The sequence below is a fragment of the Candidatus Ruthia endofausta genome (assembly GCF_013342985.1).
In the GTDB taxonomy this organism is placed as follows: domain Bacteria; phylum Pseudomonadota; class Gammaproteobacteria; order PS1; family Pseudothioglobaceae; genus Ruthia; species Ruthia endofausta.
The window spans coordinates 1,059,471-1,072,662 of record NZ_CP054490.1; the positions used below are offsets into that span (position 1 = coordinate 1,059,471).

Consider the following 13,192-nt stretch of genomic DNA (forward strand, 5'->3'; position numbering starts at 1 on the left):
GCTTAAGCTGTGGTGTATTTGTGCAATGCGCCGACCTATTTTCCCAGTGAATTAGGCGAACAGACTTATTATCAGCCTAGTAATCAAGGTTTAGAGGTTAAAATTGGTGAAAAATTGAAACAATTAAGAGGTTTGTAATGAGTGTTTTGCCCACAGTTCTAGCAATTAGTATTGGTGCAACTATTGGTGCTAGTATGCGTTATTACTTAACCCAATTAATGAATGCCACACTTGATTCAGGTTTTCCTTACGGTACTTTAGGCGTGAATGTCTTAGGCTCATTTTTGGCAGGTATATTGGTGGTGATTGTGCTTGAAAAAGCTGTTTTACATGAAGCATATCAGTTGATGTTGCTGGTTGGTTTAACGGGCTCATTAACCACCATGTCAACCTTATCTTGGGAGTCTATTGAAATGATTAGTCTTGGATATTACGGACAAGCGGGGCTGAATATTCTGCTTAACGTTGTCTTATCTCTGTCTGCTGCCGGTATAGGTGTGGCATTGGCCCGATATTTATTGATTCCTCAATAGCAATTAGTGTTAATCTCTTCTTCAATAACATCAAATAATTTACCTGCAATATTAAGACCAAACTGTGCGTCTAGCTCGCGAATGCAAGTCGGACTGGTAACGTTAATCTCAGTAATATAATCACCAATGACATCTAGCCCAACAAACATCAAACCTTTGGCTTTAAGTGTGGGCGCGATTTGTTCGCATAGATATCTATCTCTATTACTTAATAGCTGTCCAATACCTTTAGCACCGGCAGCAAGGTTGCCTTTAAAACTACCCTTGGCAGGAATGCGAGCAAGTGCATAATCGATTGGTTTGCCGTTAATCAACAAAATACGTTTGTCACCTTTATCAATGTCAGGCAAAAACTCTTGAGCCATGATTGGGCGCTTGCCATTGTTTGTTAGGCGTTCTAATATAGTATCTATAGCTGTATCATTCGTTTCAAATTTAAAGATATCACGCCCACCCATCTCATTAAGTGGTTTAATGACCGCAGTATTTTGCGTTTTAATAAAGGCCTTAATCTTACTTTGATTAGCACTAACCAGCGTTTTAGGCATGCAATGTGGGAAATTAAGAGCAAATAATTTCTCATTAGCATCACGCAAGGATTGGGGCTTATTAACGACTAATACGCCTTTATTTTCAGCTTGCTCTAATAGATAAGTGCTGTAAATGTAGGTCATATCAAAGGGTGGATCTTTGCGCATTAGAATGACGTCAAATTCATCAAGCACCATGACTGTACTGGCTTCTTTTTCAAACCAGTGATTAAAATTATTGCTAACTGTGGTTTTTGCACAATCGGCAAATACTAAGCCATCTTGAGTGAACAAATCAGCAGTATCAAAGCTGTAAATCTTCCAGCCTCGTTTTGATGCTTCTAACATCATAGCCAAGGAAGAGTCTTTTTTTGGATTAATAGTGCTGATATCATCCATTAATACAGCAATTTTTATTCTTTTCATATTGAAATATTATAGTGTATAATTTACATCTTTTAGTGCGGGGTGGAGCAGTTCGGTAGCTCGTCGGGCTCATAACCCGAAGGTCATAGGTTCAAATCCTGTCCCCGCTACCAGTTAAGTGCTCTTTTATTATTTTGTTAATAAAAGAGTTGACGACCCCCTTCTCTAGGGGGTTTTTGTTATGCGTAGAAAGGCAAACGAGTAGAAATATATGGCAAGAGTGACTGATAAAATTACCCATTTAATTGAGCCTGTTATTAAGGACATGGGCTATGAATTGGTGGGCATTGAATACGTTGCTAGCGGCAAGCACAGTATCTTAAGGGTTTTTATTGATACAGACAAAGGCGTTGGCGTTAATGATTGTGAAAAAGTCTCTCGTCAATTGAGTAGTATTTTTGATGTGGAAGAGCCGATTAGTGGTCAATACATCTTAGAGGTTTCATCGTCTGGTATTGAGCGCCCATTGTTTCATAAGGGGCATTATCAGCGTTTTTTAGGTGCTGATATTAAGTTGCGTATGGTTAGGCCGATTGATGGACAGCGTGATTTTTTTGGTGCAATTGGTTGTGTTAATGAGGTTGATAATACGATTAAGTTGGTCGGTGAATTGGGTCCAGTTATTTTGGATATTGATCTGATTGAAAAAGCAAATTTAGTGGTTGATTTTTAAGCCCAATTGGGTAATTTAGGAGAATAAAGACATGGACGGCAAAGAATTATTTTTAATGGTTGAGGCAATTTCAAACGAGAAAAATATCTCTAAAGAGGAGGTGCTTGAGTCATTAGAAGAGGCATTGGCTATTGCGACAAAAAAACGTAATAATATTGATGTGCATGTTGAAATCGACAGACAAACGGGCGAGTTTTTAACCTTCAGGCAGTGGATGGTTGTGGCAGATGACGAACCATTTGTTGATGATGACGGCACTGAATTTGATTCAGAATTGCATATTTATGCAAAAGAAGCGAGTGGTATAGCAATTGATGATTACGTGCGTAAGTCAATCGAAACACAAGAGTTTGGTCGTATTGCAGCACAAATTGTTAAGCAAGTGATTATTCAAAAGGTTCGTGAAGCAGAAAGAGAAGTGATTGTTAATGATTATTCCTCTCGCATTGGCGAGGTAATTATGGTTACGGTTAAGCGGGTTGATAGAGGAAATGTTTATGTAGATATGGGTGGTATTGATGGCATGATTCCTAAATTTGACCTTATTCCTAATGAATCAGTGCGTAAAAATGACCGTTTAAGAGCCTATATTAAAGAGGTGAAATCTTCTGTTCGTGGTGCGCAAATTTTCCTATCGCGTAGTGTGCCTGAAATGATGATTGAACTGTTTAAAATGGAAGTGCCTGAAATTTCTGAAGGCGTGATTGAAATCATGGGCGGTAGTAGAGACCCAGGTTTGCGCTCGAAACTAGCAGTCAGAGCTAAAGACAAGCGTATAGATCCTATTGGTTCTTGTATTGGTATGCGTGGTGCGCGTGTTCAGGCGGTATCAAATGAGCTAAATGCTGAGCGTGTTGATATCATTCTTTGGGATGAGAGTCCTGCACAATTTGTGATTAATGCAATGGCACCTGCACAGGTGAGTTCAATTATTGTTGATGAAGATAAGCATTCAATGGACATTGCGGTTGAGGATGACCAGTTAGCATTGACTATTGGTCGTGGTGGCCAAAACATTAAACTTGCTTCTCGTTTGACTGGCTGGAAATTAAATGTAATGTCAACAACCCAAGCTGATGAGAAACAAGTACAGGAGACGCTAAAAATTAGCGATAAACTTGCCGATCAATTAGGTGTTGATTCTGAAGTGGCAGGCGTGTTGATTGAAGAAGGATTTGGCAGTGTGGATGAACTGGTTGATGCAGATGCACAAGTCTTAGAAAGTATAGAAGAATTTGATACATCAATGGTTGGAGAGCTTCAAGAGCGCGCATCAGATGCACAATTAGTACAGGCTTTGGGAGATGCTGAAGCTTCTGAGGTGCTCATGAGCGTTGAAGGTGTTAGTGAGGATTTGGCGAGTGCATTAATTGAAGCAGACATTGTCACTGTTGATGACTTAGCGGAGTTATCTATCGATGAATTGCTCGATATTCAAGATATGGATACCGAGACAGTATCCAGTGTTATCATGACCGCAAGAGAAAATGAAGGATGGTTTGATTAATTTAGTGTTAGAATTTATTTTAAGTTAATAATTATAAAAAAAATATAGGCAAGCATTATGGCACACACAGTCCAAACACTCTCTAAATTATTGAAAAAGACGCCTGATGAGGTAATCACAATTCTGATTAATGCTGGTGTTGATGGTAAAAATTCAGACTCTACCATTTCAGCAGAAGAAAGAAAAATTTTGATGAGCGGTCTTTCAAAACGCCCAAGTAGTAAATCTAGTATATCTATCTCTCGTAAGGTAGGCGCTAAGTCCAGTACCAGTTCAGCAAGTGGTGTTAAGGTGCAAGTTAAGAAAAAACGCCTTACAAAGTCAGCCACAACGACTGATGAACAGCCTGAAATCGCTGCTCAAGCTGCTCAAGCTGCCTTGGATGCTGGTCGTGATGCAGATGAAAAATTATTAGCCCAAGATGCCAAGCGTTTGAAAATGGTGCGTTTGCAAAAAATCCAAGCAGAGGCACTAAAAGCCCAGAAAGAAACGATCAAACAAGCACCAGTGCAAGAAACTGCAAAAAAAGTTGAAAAACCCAAAACGGCAGATAAGTCTAAAGAAGATAAAAAACCTAAACGCTTGCGTAGTGCACCTAGTGGTAATAATACTCGCAGGCAGCTTCACGTTGCTAGACATAATCCAAATCGAAAGCTGAAGAAAAAAGACAGAACACGCTTGTCACAAAAAGTACAAGAAGAGCAGGCGCAACATGCTTTTCAAAAGCCTGTTGAAAAAGTGATTCATGAAATTGTTATTGTTGAGAATATTAAAGTAACCGAACTTGCACAAAAGATGGCCACCAAAGCTGGAGAAGTGCTTAAAGTGTTAATGGACATGGGTGTTATGGTAACACTAAATGATGTGATCGACCAAGATACCGCCATGTTAGTTGTAGAAGAAATGGGACATAAAGGCATTGCCAGTGTTGAAGAAACCATTGAAGATGTATTAATTGAGCAGTCAAAATCTAGTGGTAATGAAAGTGCTAGACCACCTGTTGTAACTATTATGGGTCATGTTGACCATGGCAAAACCTCATTGCTTGATTACATTCGTCAAGCCAAGGTAGTAAACAGTGAAGCTGGTGGTATTACGCAACATATTGGTGCTTACCAAGTTCACTCAAACGGTAACACTATTACTTTTATTGACACACCAGGACATGCGGCATTTTCAAAAATGCGCTCTCGTGGTGCTAATGCGACTGATATTGTTATTTTGGTGGTGGCCGCTGATGATGGTGTGATGCCACAAACGATTGAGTCCATCAAACACGCACAAACCGCAGGTGTGCCAATGATTGTTGCCATTAATAAGATAGACAAAGAAGGGATGGATATTGACAAAATTAAGCAAGTTCTTTCAACGCATAATGTTATCTCTGAAGATTGGGGTGGCGATGTGATGATGATACCCGTATCAGCGCGTACTGGCGAAGGCATGGATGCTTTATTAGACGCAATCTCACTAACTGCTGAGGTTTTAGAATTTTCAGCAGTGATTAAAGCGCCAGCACATGGCACTGTACTAGAGGCACGCCTTGAAAAAGGCCGTGGTAAGGTCACCACGATCTTGGTGCAATCAGGCACGTTGAATAAAGGCGATATCATGATTGCTGGATTTGAATATGGCAAAGTGAAACAAATTGTGGATGACAAAGGCAAAGTGCTTAAATTAGCCACACCATCAATGCCTGTAGAAGTGCTGGGCTTGTCTGGTGTGCCTAACTCTGGTGATGAAGTGTTAGTGGTGGATAGTGAGCGTAAGGCTCGTGAGGTGGCTGATTTTAGAAAAGCCAAAGACCGTGAGGCGCAATTACAAAAACAACAAGCATCGAAGATGGAGAACTTCTTAATGAAAATGGAAGAAGGCGATGTTTCAACTATTAATGTATTGCTTAAAGCAGACGTTAGGGGTTCAGCGCAAGCATTGATTGAAGCCTTGGAAGAATTATCAACGGATGAAGTTAGAGTAAAAGTAGTATCAAGTGGTGTTGGTGGTATTAACAATACTGATATTACATTGGCAGTAACTTCTAATGCTTTGGTGCTTGGCTTTAATGTACGTGCTGATGCTGTTGCACGTAAAACGGCCGACAATGAAGGTGTTCGTGTTGAATATTACTCAATTATTTATAATTTAATTGATGATGTGAAGGCAATTATGAGCGGTTTACTTAGCCCTGAACTTAGTGAAAATATTATTGGCATTGCCTTTGTTAAGGATGTATTCAGATCTCAAAAAATGGGTGATATTGCAGGATGTATGGTTGAGGAAGGTGTGGTTAGACGTGACAGTCCAATTCGAGTATTGCGCGATAACGTGGTTATTTTTGAAGGCGAGCTAGAATCACTAAGACGTTTTAAGGACGATGTTAAAGAAGTGAAATCAGGTACTGAATGTGGTATTGGCGTCCTTAATTACACAAGTGTTCAGTCAGGTGACCAGATAGAAGTTTTTGAACGTGTTGAAAGGGTACGTACCCTTTAGATTTTTGATAAAAGTGCTAGAACGAGCCTCTTATAGAGTTGAAAGAATTAACGAACTTATTCGTCGTGAGTTGACGCTATTATTAAGAACAGCCACCAAAGACCCAAGATTAAGTGGCGTGGTGATTACGGATGTATTGGCAAGTCGTGACCTAAGCAGTGCCAGGGTTTTTTATACAGTCACTAAAGAAGATAGAGCAGTGGTTGAACCGTTACTTGGTAAGGCTAGTGGTTTTTTTCGTTCGTGTTTGTCAAAAACGCTAGAGCTTCGCTATACACCTGCACTTAGATTTATCTTTGACCCTGCGCCTAACACAGGCGCAAGGATTGAACAACTACTGTCTAAACTTTAACAAACTGTTGCACCAGCTCATCCCATGTCAAGACGCAGTCCAAAAGGTAGAGACATTAATGGTATTGTTTTATTAGATAAAGATGTTGGTTTAAGTTCTAATACTGCCTTACAAGAAGTAAAACGACTTTTTTTTGCCAAAAAGGCGGGACATACAGGTGCGCTAGATCCTTTAGCCAGTGGTATTTTGCCAATCTGTTTAGGGCAAGCGACTAAAATTGCACAATTTTTACTAGAGGATAATAAGCGTTATTTTGTGCGTGGTAAGTTGGGGCAAATGAGCGATACAGGTGATTGCGAAGGCAGTATTATCAAAACCCAGCCTTTTGAGCATTTGAGTGACAGTGAAATTGCTAAGGCGGCTATAAGCTTTAAGGGTAATATTTTGCAGATTCCACCTATGTATTCAGCACTCAAAAGAAATGGGCAGCCATTGTATAAACTTGCCAGACAAAGTATAGAAGTAAAAAGAGAGTCACGCCCAGTTACCATTCATAAAATTATTTATCTTGGATATGAAAATGGCATGCTTTCGCTTGAAGTAACGTGTTCTAAAGGCACTTATATTCGCACTTTAATAGAAGATATTGGTAAAAGACTAGATTGTAGTGCGCATGTTGTTGAACTCAGGCGCACAGGTTTTGCACATATTGATACCAGCCAAACCTTTAAATTTTCTGACCTTAAGGTGTTGGCATCAGATGATTATCAAGCGCTAGATGAGAAAATTTTTGCCAGTGAAGCCATGCTACCAAATCTTGAGGATGTTTACCTGAGTGAGATCCAAAGCGTGGATATCAAGTTTGGCAGAGAAGTTCAAACAGATAAGCAAGGATTGCTCAAAGTGAAATTATTTGATGATAAAAAACAATTTTTGGGCATTGGACAGCGTCAAGAAAATGGGATAATTGCACCAAAAAGGTTATTTGTATGAGCAAAAAAGACGCACTGGTTGGTTATTATTTTAATAACAATTTAATGCACTCTATCAAGGGCGATAAAAGCCTGCGCGAAAGTGTTTATAACCGCGAACGAGCTTTTAATATTGTAGATGACCACTTAGACGAATTGGTTGATGTTTGGCTGTTTTTGCTACTTAAAACGGGTACATATCGTTTGGTGATTGGGCTCAATAATGCAGAGGTGCGTATTGCATCAGTGTTTGACCCATTTAATACCGAGGTGCATTTAGCAGGTGATTTGTTAAAGTCTAACTATGTTGATTTTCATTTTAATAAAATTAGCCTTGATGAAAAAGAGAAACTTATTAAACGCATTTATTTAATGCTTGAAAAAGATAAGACCTTTGTCCTACTTTCAAAAGATTGGCAGCAGTCTTTGTTAGATAGAAATCAAAAAATGCAGCAGTTAACTCATGAGGACGATTTGCATTTTATCTTGCAAAACATTCCAAAATTACGCCATCTTGAGGGTTATTATTTACGTTCAATTACCATTAATTTGTTTAATTCAACCGTATCAATGTCGTTTAATTGCGATGGTACGCAAATTATGTCACATAAAAAATTTAAAGAATTTATTACGGAGTACTTATGAAGATTCTAGTTATTGGCGGCGGCGGTCGCGAACATGCTTTGGCCTGGCAGTGTGCCAAATTTGATACAGTCAGTCAAGTATTTGTCGCCTCTGGTAATGCTGGTACACAGTTAGAAAATAAATTGACCAATGTTGATATTGCTGTAGAGGATATAGCGGGTTTAATTAATTTGGTAAAAATCAATCAAGTCAATTTAACCATTGTTGGTCCTGAAGCGCCACTGGTAATAGGCGTGGTTGATCGTTTTCAAGCCGAAGGCTTGGCAATTTTCGGGCCAACTCAAGTCGCCTCACAATTGGAGGGATCTAAAGCATTTTGTAAGGATTTTTTAGAGCGTAATAGCATTCCTACGGCGTATTACGACGTATTTACCGAAGTAAACTCCGCTATTCAATATGTTAAAAATAAAGGCGTACCTATCGTGATTAAGGCTGATGGCTTGGCTGCAGGCAAGGGTGTGATTATTGCTCATACGCAAGCTGAAGCCGAGGATGCAATTATTGGTATGTTACAAGGCAATCGTTTTGGTGAGGCAGGTTCATGCGTGGTGATTGAAGAGTTTTTGAGTGGTGAAGAAGCAAGTTTTATTGTGATGTGTGATGGTAAAAACGTTTTGCCAATGGCAACCTCACAAGACCATAAAGCTCGTGATAACAATGATAAAGGTCCAAACACTGGTGGTATGGGTGCTTATTCTCCAGCACCTATTGTTACCGATGAGATTTTTCAGGCAGTGTTGGATAAAGTTATTTATCCAACTGTTGATGCAATGGCAGCAGAAGGAAATACCTACACAGGGTTTTTATACGCAGGGCTGATGATTGACCAAGATAATAATTTTAAAGTATTAGAATATAACTGTCGCTTTGGCGATCCTGAAACTCAGCCGATTATGATGCGTCTTAAGTCTAATCTGGCAGACTTATGCCTATTGGCAACGCAACAAAAATTAGACCAAGCGAATATTGAATGGGACAGGCGCTCATCAATGGGTGTGGTTTTAGCGGCTAACGGTTATCCAGATAATTACACTTCTGGTGAAGTGATTGGTTTGCCAAAAAACAGTGCATCGGCAAAAGTATTCCACGCTGGCACCAAGATGGATGGTGATAATGTTGTTAGTAATGGTGGGCGTGTTTTATGTGCCACTGCACTTGGAATAGACATCAAAGATGCACAAAAAAATGCTTATGCGCTACTTGAAAAGATCAACTGGGAAAATGCTTATTATCGAGATGATATTGGTTTTAAAGCGATTGATAGTTAGTATTATACTATGTTTTTATTATGAAAATTGTATCTCCACCCAAATTTTTTATGCAGGATTTGTTAGAATTAGCAGTTGTAAAAATTCAACAAGAAGTAATACCTCGTATAACTGATGAAAAAAAATCGCTATCTGCATTGGAATAAAATACGCCATCTATAAAGTACCTGAATTCTTTGATGATATTGAGTAATATTGGCACTTTATTAAATTTTCACGGATGCAGCAGCAAAGGCTTGTTTTATTATGTGGACAAGAAGCAAAATCAACAACAAACATTAAAACTACTTGCTGTATATTTAGCCGATAGAAGGCTAAACCCTCGTCAAGCCATGATTGTTCAACACGCTATCAAAGATCCGGGAATGGGTTACACCATTGCAGGGTATAAATTATCTTACCATGTTAGTTATGCAACAGCTAAATCAGATTTAGAAAAACTAGACTTATTACAACAATTCAAACGTGAGCGTGCCTTTGTGTTTATTGCGCCAAATGATTTGGGGCAAGGAATTAAAGCATATCAATGATTATTGTCGGCGTGGATGAAGTTGGCAGGGGCTATTTGGTAAGCAATGTTGTGGTAGGTGCCGTTATTCTGCCAAATAATTCTGATTTGCCTGAGTTGACTGATTCAAAAAAACTGAGTGAGAAAAAACGTAGACTTTATATGCGTTGATTACCAATCAACGCCAGCGGGGCGGGCAAGTGCGACTGAAATTGATAAAATTAACATTTTGCAGCTCACTATGTTGGCCATGCCCGCCGTGCTATTGAGCGTCTAAATATCAAATATGACCAGGTGTTCTGCCTTGAGCTTGAAAATTGTACACCAATTATTAAAGGCGATTTAACTGAGCCAGTTATATCAGCAGCATCGATTATTACCAAAGTAACGCGTGATAGAGAGATGATTGAATTGGATAAACTTTACCCAAAGTATGGTTTTACCAAACACAAAGGTTATGGCACCAAGGTGCATATTGAAGCTTTAACAAAGTTTGGCGTTATCAGTGAACACCGGTATTCATTTACTCCGGTGAAAAATTTGTCCCTGTAGTATCCTATCTAACGCCCTAATTTGACGCTGTAAGTCAACTTTTTTTGCTCAGGTTCAACTCTACGTTTATCTTACAAGTGCTTTTTAAGCCTATCGCGTTCTATTTCAGCCTTGGGACGAATTTTTAGATAATTAAATAACTTAACAATCTTGTAAACACCCTTGGCTTTAGCAGCAGTTTTGGCGGCCATATCCGCTTCGCGCTTAGTCAAAGCACCCATTAAATAAACTACCTGATCTTCAACCATCACCCGAACATGGGTTGGATGAAATACTTCCTGATTTTGAAATAGAAGCTCAACTTGTATGGTGATGGTTGAATCTTTGGCTCGGCTAAGCAGCCCGCTTGAAGGCCCGAGTTTAATTTCATTAAATATTTGTGAAATTTTTGGCACTTGATGTTGTGCTTGCTTGTTGACATAAACGCGTATTTCGGGTGTTAGCACTTCTCCAGCAATGAGTACTGTTTTGTTATAAACCATAAAATTAAGATGTGCATCACTTAATGTTGAATCTTCGATAGACCAGGTTAATAGCCTTAAGGCAATAGTTTTGTCATCTAATATTTCCCCAATACTACGCCTGTCGTTACTTATTGAAATTACTGAACTAACAGTTGAGACGCCTTGAATGGCTGGTGTACAGCTTGTTAGAAATAAAGAGCTTGCTATTAAAAGTATTGATAGAATGATTTTTTTCATAATGCTTAGCTTTCGAAAGCGTCTTTTTATTTTAATTTATTTTAAATCAGATTCAAGCCCGATAACATTAAACTTGCACAGATAATCTTGATATTTTTGGTGTGTATTGTAAATACAATTCAGCCGTTCGAATTATTATGAGTAGCCCTTTCTACTGCAGTGTCAAAACGAATATTAGTCCGATACCGAACTTCAATAAAAACTAATGTTTGGCTAGTTTTATCAAGCATAACAATAATCTATTTCACCCAATGGGGTTAAATAATTTTTTTCAATGAGTTTAAGACACTGTTTGAATAAATATGCCAATGCAATGTCTTCTGCCTGATTACCAATTTTTCTTTTAAAACTGAACATGAATGGAACGCTTTATACTGTTACCACACCCAATTAGAAACTTAAATGATATCATTTTTAGGGCGGTTGAAACGCTAAAAATAGTTGATATTACCCTAGCAGAAGGTATACGTCATTCCAAACATTTACTTAATCATTATGATATTGCAACGCCCATGCGTGCTTTCCATGAGCTATAAATGAAAGACATAAAATACCCGATGTGATTAATGAATTATTGACAGACAGACATATCGCCCGTTCCTGGTTCTGATACAATGATTAGCGCAATTGGCGCATCAGGGATTGCCAGTGATGAATTCAATTTTTTGGTTTTTTACTCAGTAAATAATCAGCACGCTTGAAGACAATTCGTTCAATTGCTCATATCAATGAAGTGGCTATTTTTTATGAATCCTCCAAACGCATCCTTTTCTTCCTATGCACAAGATTTACAAGTGGTACTAGACAATGAACGTATTGTTTGCTTTGCCAAAGAGCTGACTAAGTCGTTTGAGACGATTAAAACAGACACTTTGTCAAATTTGATTGATTATTTACAAGCAGATGACGCACACTAAAAAGGTGAATTTGTGATTCTTATTTCTGCAATGGATAAAGACAATAAAACATCAGGAGAAGAAATGTTGGATAAAATATTACCCATTTTGCTCACCGAAGATGTGGGGGCATGGCAAAAGCCGCTAAACTTGCAGCTAAAATGACTGGTTTTGATAAAAAATACTGCTATCAGCGTGCTATTGATATGTAAGGATTTTTGATGAATTTTTATACACGGTATATTTTCTTTTGTAACAATATTCGCAAAGACGGTAAAGCGTGTTGCTCACAACTTAATGCTAAAACGATGTATCGTTATATCAAAGATAAGCGCCGTCAAGAAGGTATTAATGATATTATCATTGAGCATCTAATTAACGGCAATGTTATTAAAAGACTACAAATTGATTAGTTTCTTATACAATTGATTAGTTTTTTGAGTTAAATTGTCAATATCTAGGTTATTTTCAATAATATCAGTGGGCAATTTGCCACACAATTCTAAACGCAGCGAATGGTTAACCTGTGCAAAAATCATGCTTTTTGCTTCCTTTAGATTGAGATTGTCACGAGCAATTAACCTTTTAAATTGTTGCTTTTCATTGCAATTAACAATAATTACCCTATCAAACAAATGAGTGAGATTCTTCTCAGCTAATAGAGGTATTTCAACCACTACTAGTTTGGTTTTTAGTTTTTCAATTGCAGTTTGCATGTGTATTAATATTTCTGGATGCAACACTGCTTCAATCAATTGTTGATTAGATTTATTCTCTAATAAAAGCTTACGTAAGGTGTTACGATTAAGGCTTTTATTAGCATTAAGAATATCATTACCAAAGTATTTTATTAATTTTTTAAGTCCAAGCGTGTCAGGTTTGACCACGTCGCGTGCAAGCTTGTCAAGGCTGATAACATCCACGTTCAAACCACTTAAGATTTGACCCACCCTTGATTTGCCACAAGCAATTCCGCCTGTTAGTGCTATTTTAATGATTGACATAGTCAATTGATTTTATCAATATTACACTTTATCTATTGACATTTACGTTAAATATTTCGATAATACTCTCTTCTTTTATGGTTATGTAGCTCAGCTGGTTAGAGCACAGCATTCATAATGCTGGGGTCGGTGGTTCAAGTCCACCTATAACCACCACATAATATCAATGTATTTATAATGCACATCTTTTTTA

At 38.2% G+C, this 13,192-nt stretch carries 18 protein-coding genes, 2 tRNA genes and 1 pseudogene; 17 read left to right on the top strand and 4 right to left on the bottom strand.

The window, feature by feature from the left end:
• Nucleotides 1–137 precede the first annotated feature (137 nt).
• Nucleotides 138–533, top strand: a complete 396-nt coding sequence (crcB, locus tag HUE58_RS05975) for a fluoride efflux transporter CrcB (RefSeq protein ID WP_174606078.1) — start codon at nt 138–140, stop codon at nt 531–533.
• On the opposite strand, the gene gshB is transcribed toward crcB, so the two are convergent.
• On the bottom strand, nt 527–1,489 hold the full coding sequence (gene gshB / locus HUE58_RS05980; RefSeq protein ID WP_174606079.1) for a glutathione synthase: 963 nt from the start codon (nt 1,487–1,489) through the stop codon (nt 527–529). The two genes, crcB and gshB, sit on opposite strands and share 7 nt — an antisense overlap.
• A gap of 36 nt (nt 1,490–1,525) precedes the next feature.
• On the opposite strand from gshB, the gene HUE58_RS05985 reads away from it, so the two are divergent.
• From HUE58_RS05985 to HUE58_RS06030, 10 genes and pseudogenes are all read left to right on the top strand, one after another.
• A tRNA-Met gene (locus HUE58_RS05985) sits at nt 1,526–1,602 on the top strand.
• A 98-nt stretch (nt 1,603–1,700) separates the two neighbouring features.
• On the top strand, nt 1,701–2,162 hold the full coding sequence (rimP, locus tag HUE58_RS05990) for a ribosome maturation factor RimP (protein ID WP_174606080.1): 462 nt from the start codon (nt 1,701–1,703) through the stop codon (nt 2,160–2,162).
• A 31-nt stretch (nt 2,163–2,193) separates the two neighbouring features.
• The gene (nusA, locus tag HUE58_RS05995) at nt 2,194–3,669 is read left to right on the top strand and encodes a transcription termination factor NusA (protein ID WP_174606081.1); all 1,476 of its coding nucleotides are present in this window, start codon (nt 2,194–2,196) and stop codon (nt 3,667–3,669) included.
• Nucleotides 3,670–3,726: 57 nt separating this feature from the next.
• Complete coding sequence (infB, locus tag HUE58_RS06000; RefSeq protein WP_174606082.1) at nt 3,727–6,162, top strand: translation initiation factor IF-2; 2,436 nt, start codon at nt 3,727–3,729, stop codon at nt 6,160–6,162.
• A gap of 13 nt (nt 6,163–6,175) precedes the next feature.
• Entirely contained in the window at nt 6,176–6,514 is a 339-nt protein-coding gene (gene rbfA / locus HUE58_RS06005; RefSeq protein ID WP_174606258.1) for a 30S ribosome-binding factor RbfA, read from the top strand.
• 24 nt (nt 6,515–6,538) lie between these two features.
• The gene (truB, locus tag HUE58_RS06010) at nt 6,539–7,447 is read left to right on the top strand and encodes a tRNA pseudouridine(55) synthase TruB (protein WP_174606083.1); all 909 of its coding nucleotides are present in this window, start codon (nt 6,539–6,541) and stop codon (nt 7,445–7,447) included.
• On the top strand, nt 7,444–8,070 hold the full coding sequence (locus HUE58_RS06015) for a hypothetical protein (RefSeq protein WP_174606084.1): 627 nt from the start codon (nt 7,444–7,446) through the stop codon (nt 8,068–8,070). The genes truB and HUE58_RS06015 overlap by 4 nt, the downstream gene beginning before the upstream one ends.
• Nucleotides 8,067–9,338 carry a phosphoribosylamine--glycine ligase gene (purD, locus tag HUE58_RS06020; RefSeq protein WP_174606085.1) on the top strand — a complete coding sequence of 424 codons (1,272 nt, stop codon included), beginning with the start codon at nt 8,067–8,069 and terminating at the stop codon, nt 9,336–9,338. The genes HUE58_RS06015 and purD overlap by 4 nt, the downstream gene beginning before the upstream one ends.
• 248 nt (nt 9,339–9,586) lie before the next feature.
• Nucleotides 9,587–9,868, top strand: a complete 282-nt coding sequence (locus HUE58_RS06025; RefSeq protein ID WP_174606086.1) for a hypothetical protein — start codon at nt 9,587–9,589, stop codon at nt 9,866–9,868.
• Nucleotides 9,865–10,398 (top strand): annotated as a pseudogene (locus HUE58_RS06030) (ribonuclease HII). The gene HUE58_RS06025 and the pseudogene HUE58_RS06030 overlap by 4 nt, the downstream one beginning before the upstream one ends.
• Nucleotides 10,399–10,469: 71 nt before the next feature.
• Here the strand turns inward: HUE58_RS06030 and HUE58_RS06035 are convergent.
• A complete protein-coding gene (locus HUE58_RS06035; RefSeq protein ID WP_246260786.1) occupies nt 10,470–11,099 on the bottom strand; it encodes a BON domain-containing protein in 630 nt (209 codons plus the stop codon).
• A 222-nt stretch (nt 11,100–11,321) separates the two neighbouring features.
• Nucleotides 11,322–11,456: a PDDEXK family nuclease gene (locus tag HUE58_RS07185; protein ID WP_277998001.1), complete on the bottom strand. Its 135-nt coding sequence runs from the start codon at nt 11,454–11,456 to the stop codon at nt 11,322–11,324.
• Between the two features lie 2 nt (nt 11,457–11,458).
• On the opposite strand from HUE58_RS07185, the gene HUE58_RS06965 reads away from it, so the two are divergent.
• The 5 genes from HUE58_RS06965 (at nt 11,459) to HUE58_RS06045 (ending at nt 12,408) form a co-directional block, all read left to right on the top strand.
• A complete protein-coding gene (locus tag HUE58_RS06965) occupies nt 11,459–11,635 on the top strand; it encodes an SAM-dependent methyltransferase (RefSeq protein WP_246260787.1) in 177 nt (58 codons plus the stop codon).
• 210 nt (nt 11,636–11,845) lie between these two features.
• Nucleotides 11,846–12,016, top strand: a complete 171-nt coding sequence (locus HUE58_RS06970; RefSeq protein ID WP_246260788.1) for a hypothetical protein — start codon at nt 11,846–11,848, stop codon at nt 12,014–12,016.
• Nucleotides 12,017–12,028: 12 nt separating this feature from the next.
• Entirely contained in the window at nt 12,029–12,160 is a 132-nt protein-coding gene (locus tag HUE58_RS07190; RefSeq protein ID WP_277998002.1) for a hypothetical protein, read from the top strand.
• Nucleotides 12,157–12,207 (top strand): hypothetical protein, encoded by a 51-nt coding sequence (locus HUE58_RS07425; RefSeq protein ID WP_422851490.1) that lies wholly within the window; start codon nt 12,157–12,159, stop codon nt 12,205–12,207. Before HUE58_RS07190 ends, HUE58_RS07425 begins: the two co-directional genes overlap by 4 nt.
• Before the next feature lie 9 nt (nt 12,208–12,216).
• Complete coding sequence (locus tag HUE58_RS06045) at nt 12,217–12,408, top strand: hypothetical protein (protein ID WP_246260789.1); 192 nt, start codon at nt 12,217–12,219, stop codon at nt 12,406–12,408.
• On the opposite strand, the gene coaE is transcribed toward HUE58_RS06045, so the two are convergent.
• Nucleotides 12,394–12,999, bottom strand: coding sequence for a dephospho-CoA kinase (gene coaE / locus HUE58_RS06050; protein ID WP_174606088.1), 606 nt, complete (start codon nt 12,997–12,999; stop codon nt 12,394–12,396). The two genes, HUE58_RS06045 and coaE, sit on opposite strands and share 15 nt — an antisense overlap.
• 79 nt (nt 13,000–13,078) lie before the next feature.
• Between coaE and HUE58_RS06055 the strand changes: the two genes are divergently transcribed.
• Nucleotides 13,079–13,155, top strand: a tRNA-Met gene (locus tag HUE58_RS06055).
• The last annotated feature ends 37 nt before the right edge of the window (nt 13,156–13,192 follow it).

Bases quoted from the DNA above. Each gene is read 5' to 3' on its own strand.
- HUE58_RS06035 (WP_246260786.1), bottom strand. From the start codon at position 11,099: ATGAAAAAAATCATTCTATCAATACTTTTAATAGCAAGCTCTTTATTT.
- infB (WP_174606082.1), top strand. From the start codon at position 3,727: ATGGCACACACAGTCCAAACACTCTCTAAATTATTGAAAAAGACGCCT.
- rimP (WP_174606080.1), top strand. From the start codon at position 1,701: ATGGCAAGAGTGACTGATAAAATTACCCATTTAATTGAGCCTGTTATT.
- purD (WP_174606085.1), top strand. From the start codon at position 8,067: ATGAAGATTCTAGTTATTGGCGGCGGCGGTCGCGAACATGCTTTGGCC.
- HUE58_RS06045 (WP_246260789.1), top strand. From the start codon at position 12,217: ATGAATTTTTATACACGGTATATTTTCTTTTGTAACAATATTCGCAAA.
- nusA (WP_174606081.1), top strand. From the start codon at position 2,194: ATGGACGGCAAAGAATTATTTTTAATGGTTGAGGCAATTTCAAACGAG.
- gshB (WP_174606079.1), bottom strand. From the start codon at position 1,489: ATGAAAAGAATAAAAATTGCTGTATTAATGGATGATATCAGCACTATT.
- HUE58_RS07185 (WP_277998001.1), bottom strand. From the start codon at position 11,456: ATGTTCAGTTTTAAAAGAAAAATTGGTAATCAGGCAGAAGACATTGCA.
- HUE58_RS06970 (WP_246260788.1), top strand. From the start codon at position 11,846: ATGAATCCTCCAAACGCATCCTTTTCTTCCTATGCACAAGATTTACAA.
- HUE58_RS06965 (WP_246260787.1), top strand. From the start codon at position 11,459: ATGGAACGCTTTATACTGTTACCACACCCAATTAGAAACTTAAATGAT.
- truB (WP_174606083.1), top strand. From the start codon at position 6,539: ATGTCAAGACGCAGTCCAAAAGGTAGAGACATTAATGGTATTGTTTTA.
- crcB (WP_174606078.1), top strand. From the start codon at position 138: ATGAGTGTTTTGCCCACAGTTCTAGCAATTAGTATTGGTGCAACTATT.
- HUE58_RS06015 (WP_174606084.1), top strand. From the start codon at position 7,444: ATGAGCAAAAAAGACGCACTGGTTGGTTATTATTTTAATAACAATTTA.
- coaE (WP_174606088.1), bottom strand. From the start codon at position 12,999: ATGTCAATCATTAAAATAGCACTAACAGGCGGAATTGCTTGTGGCAAA.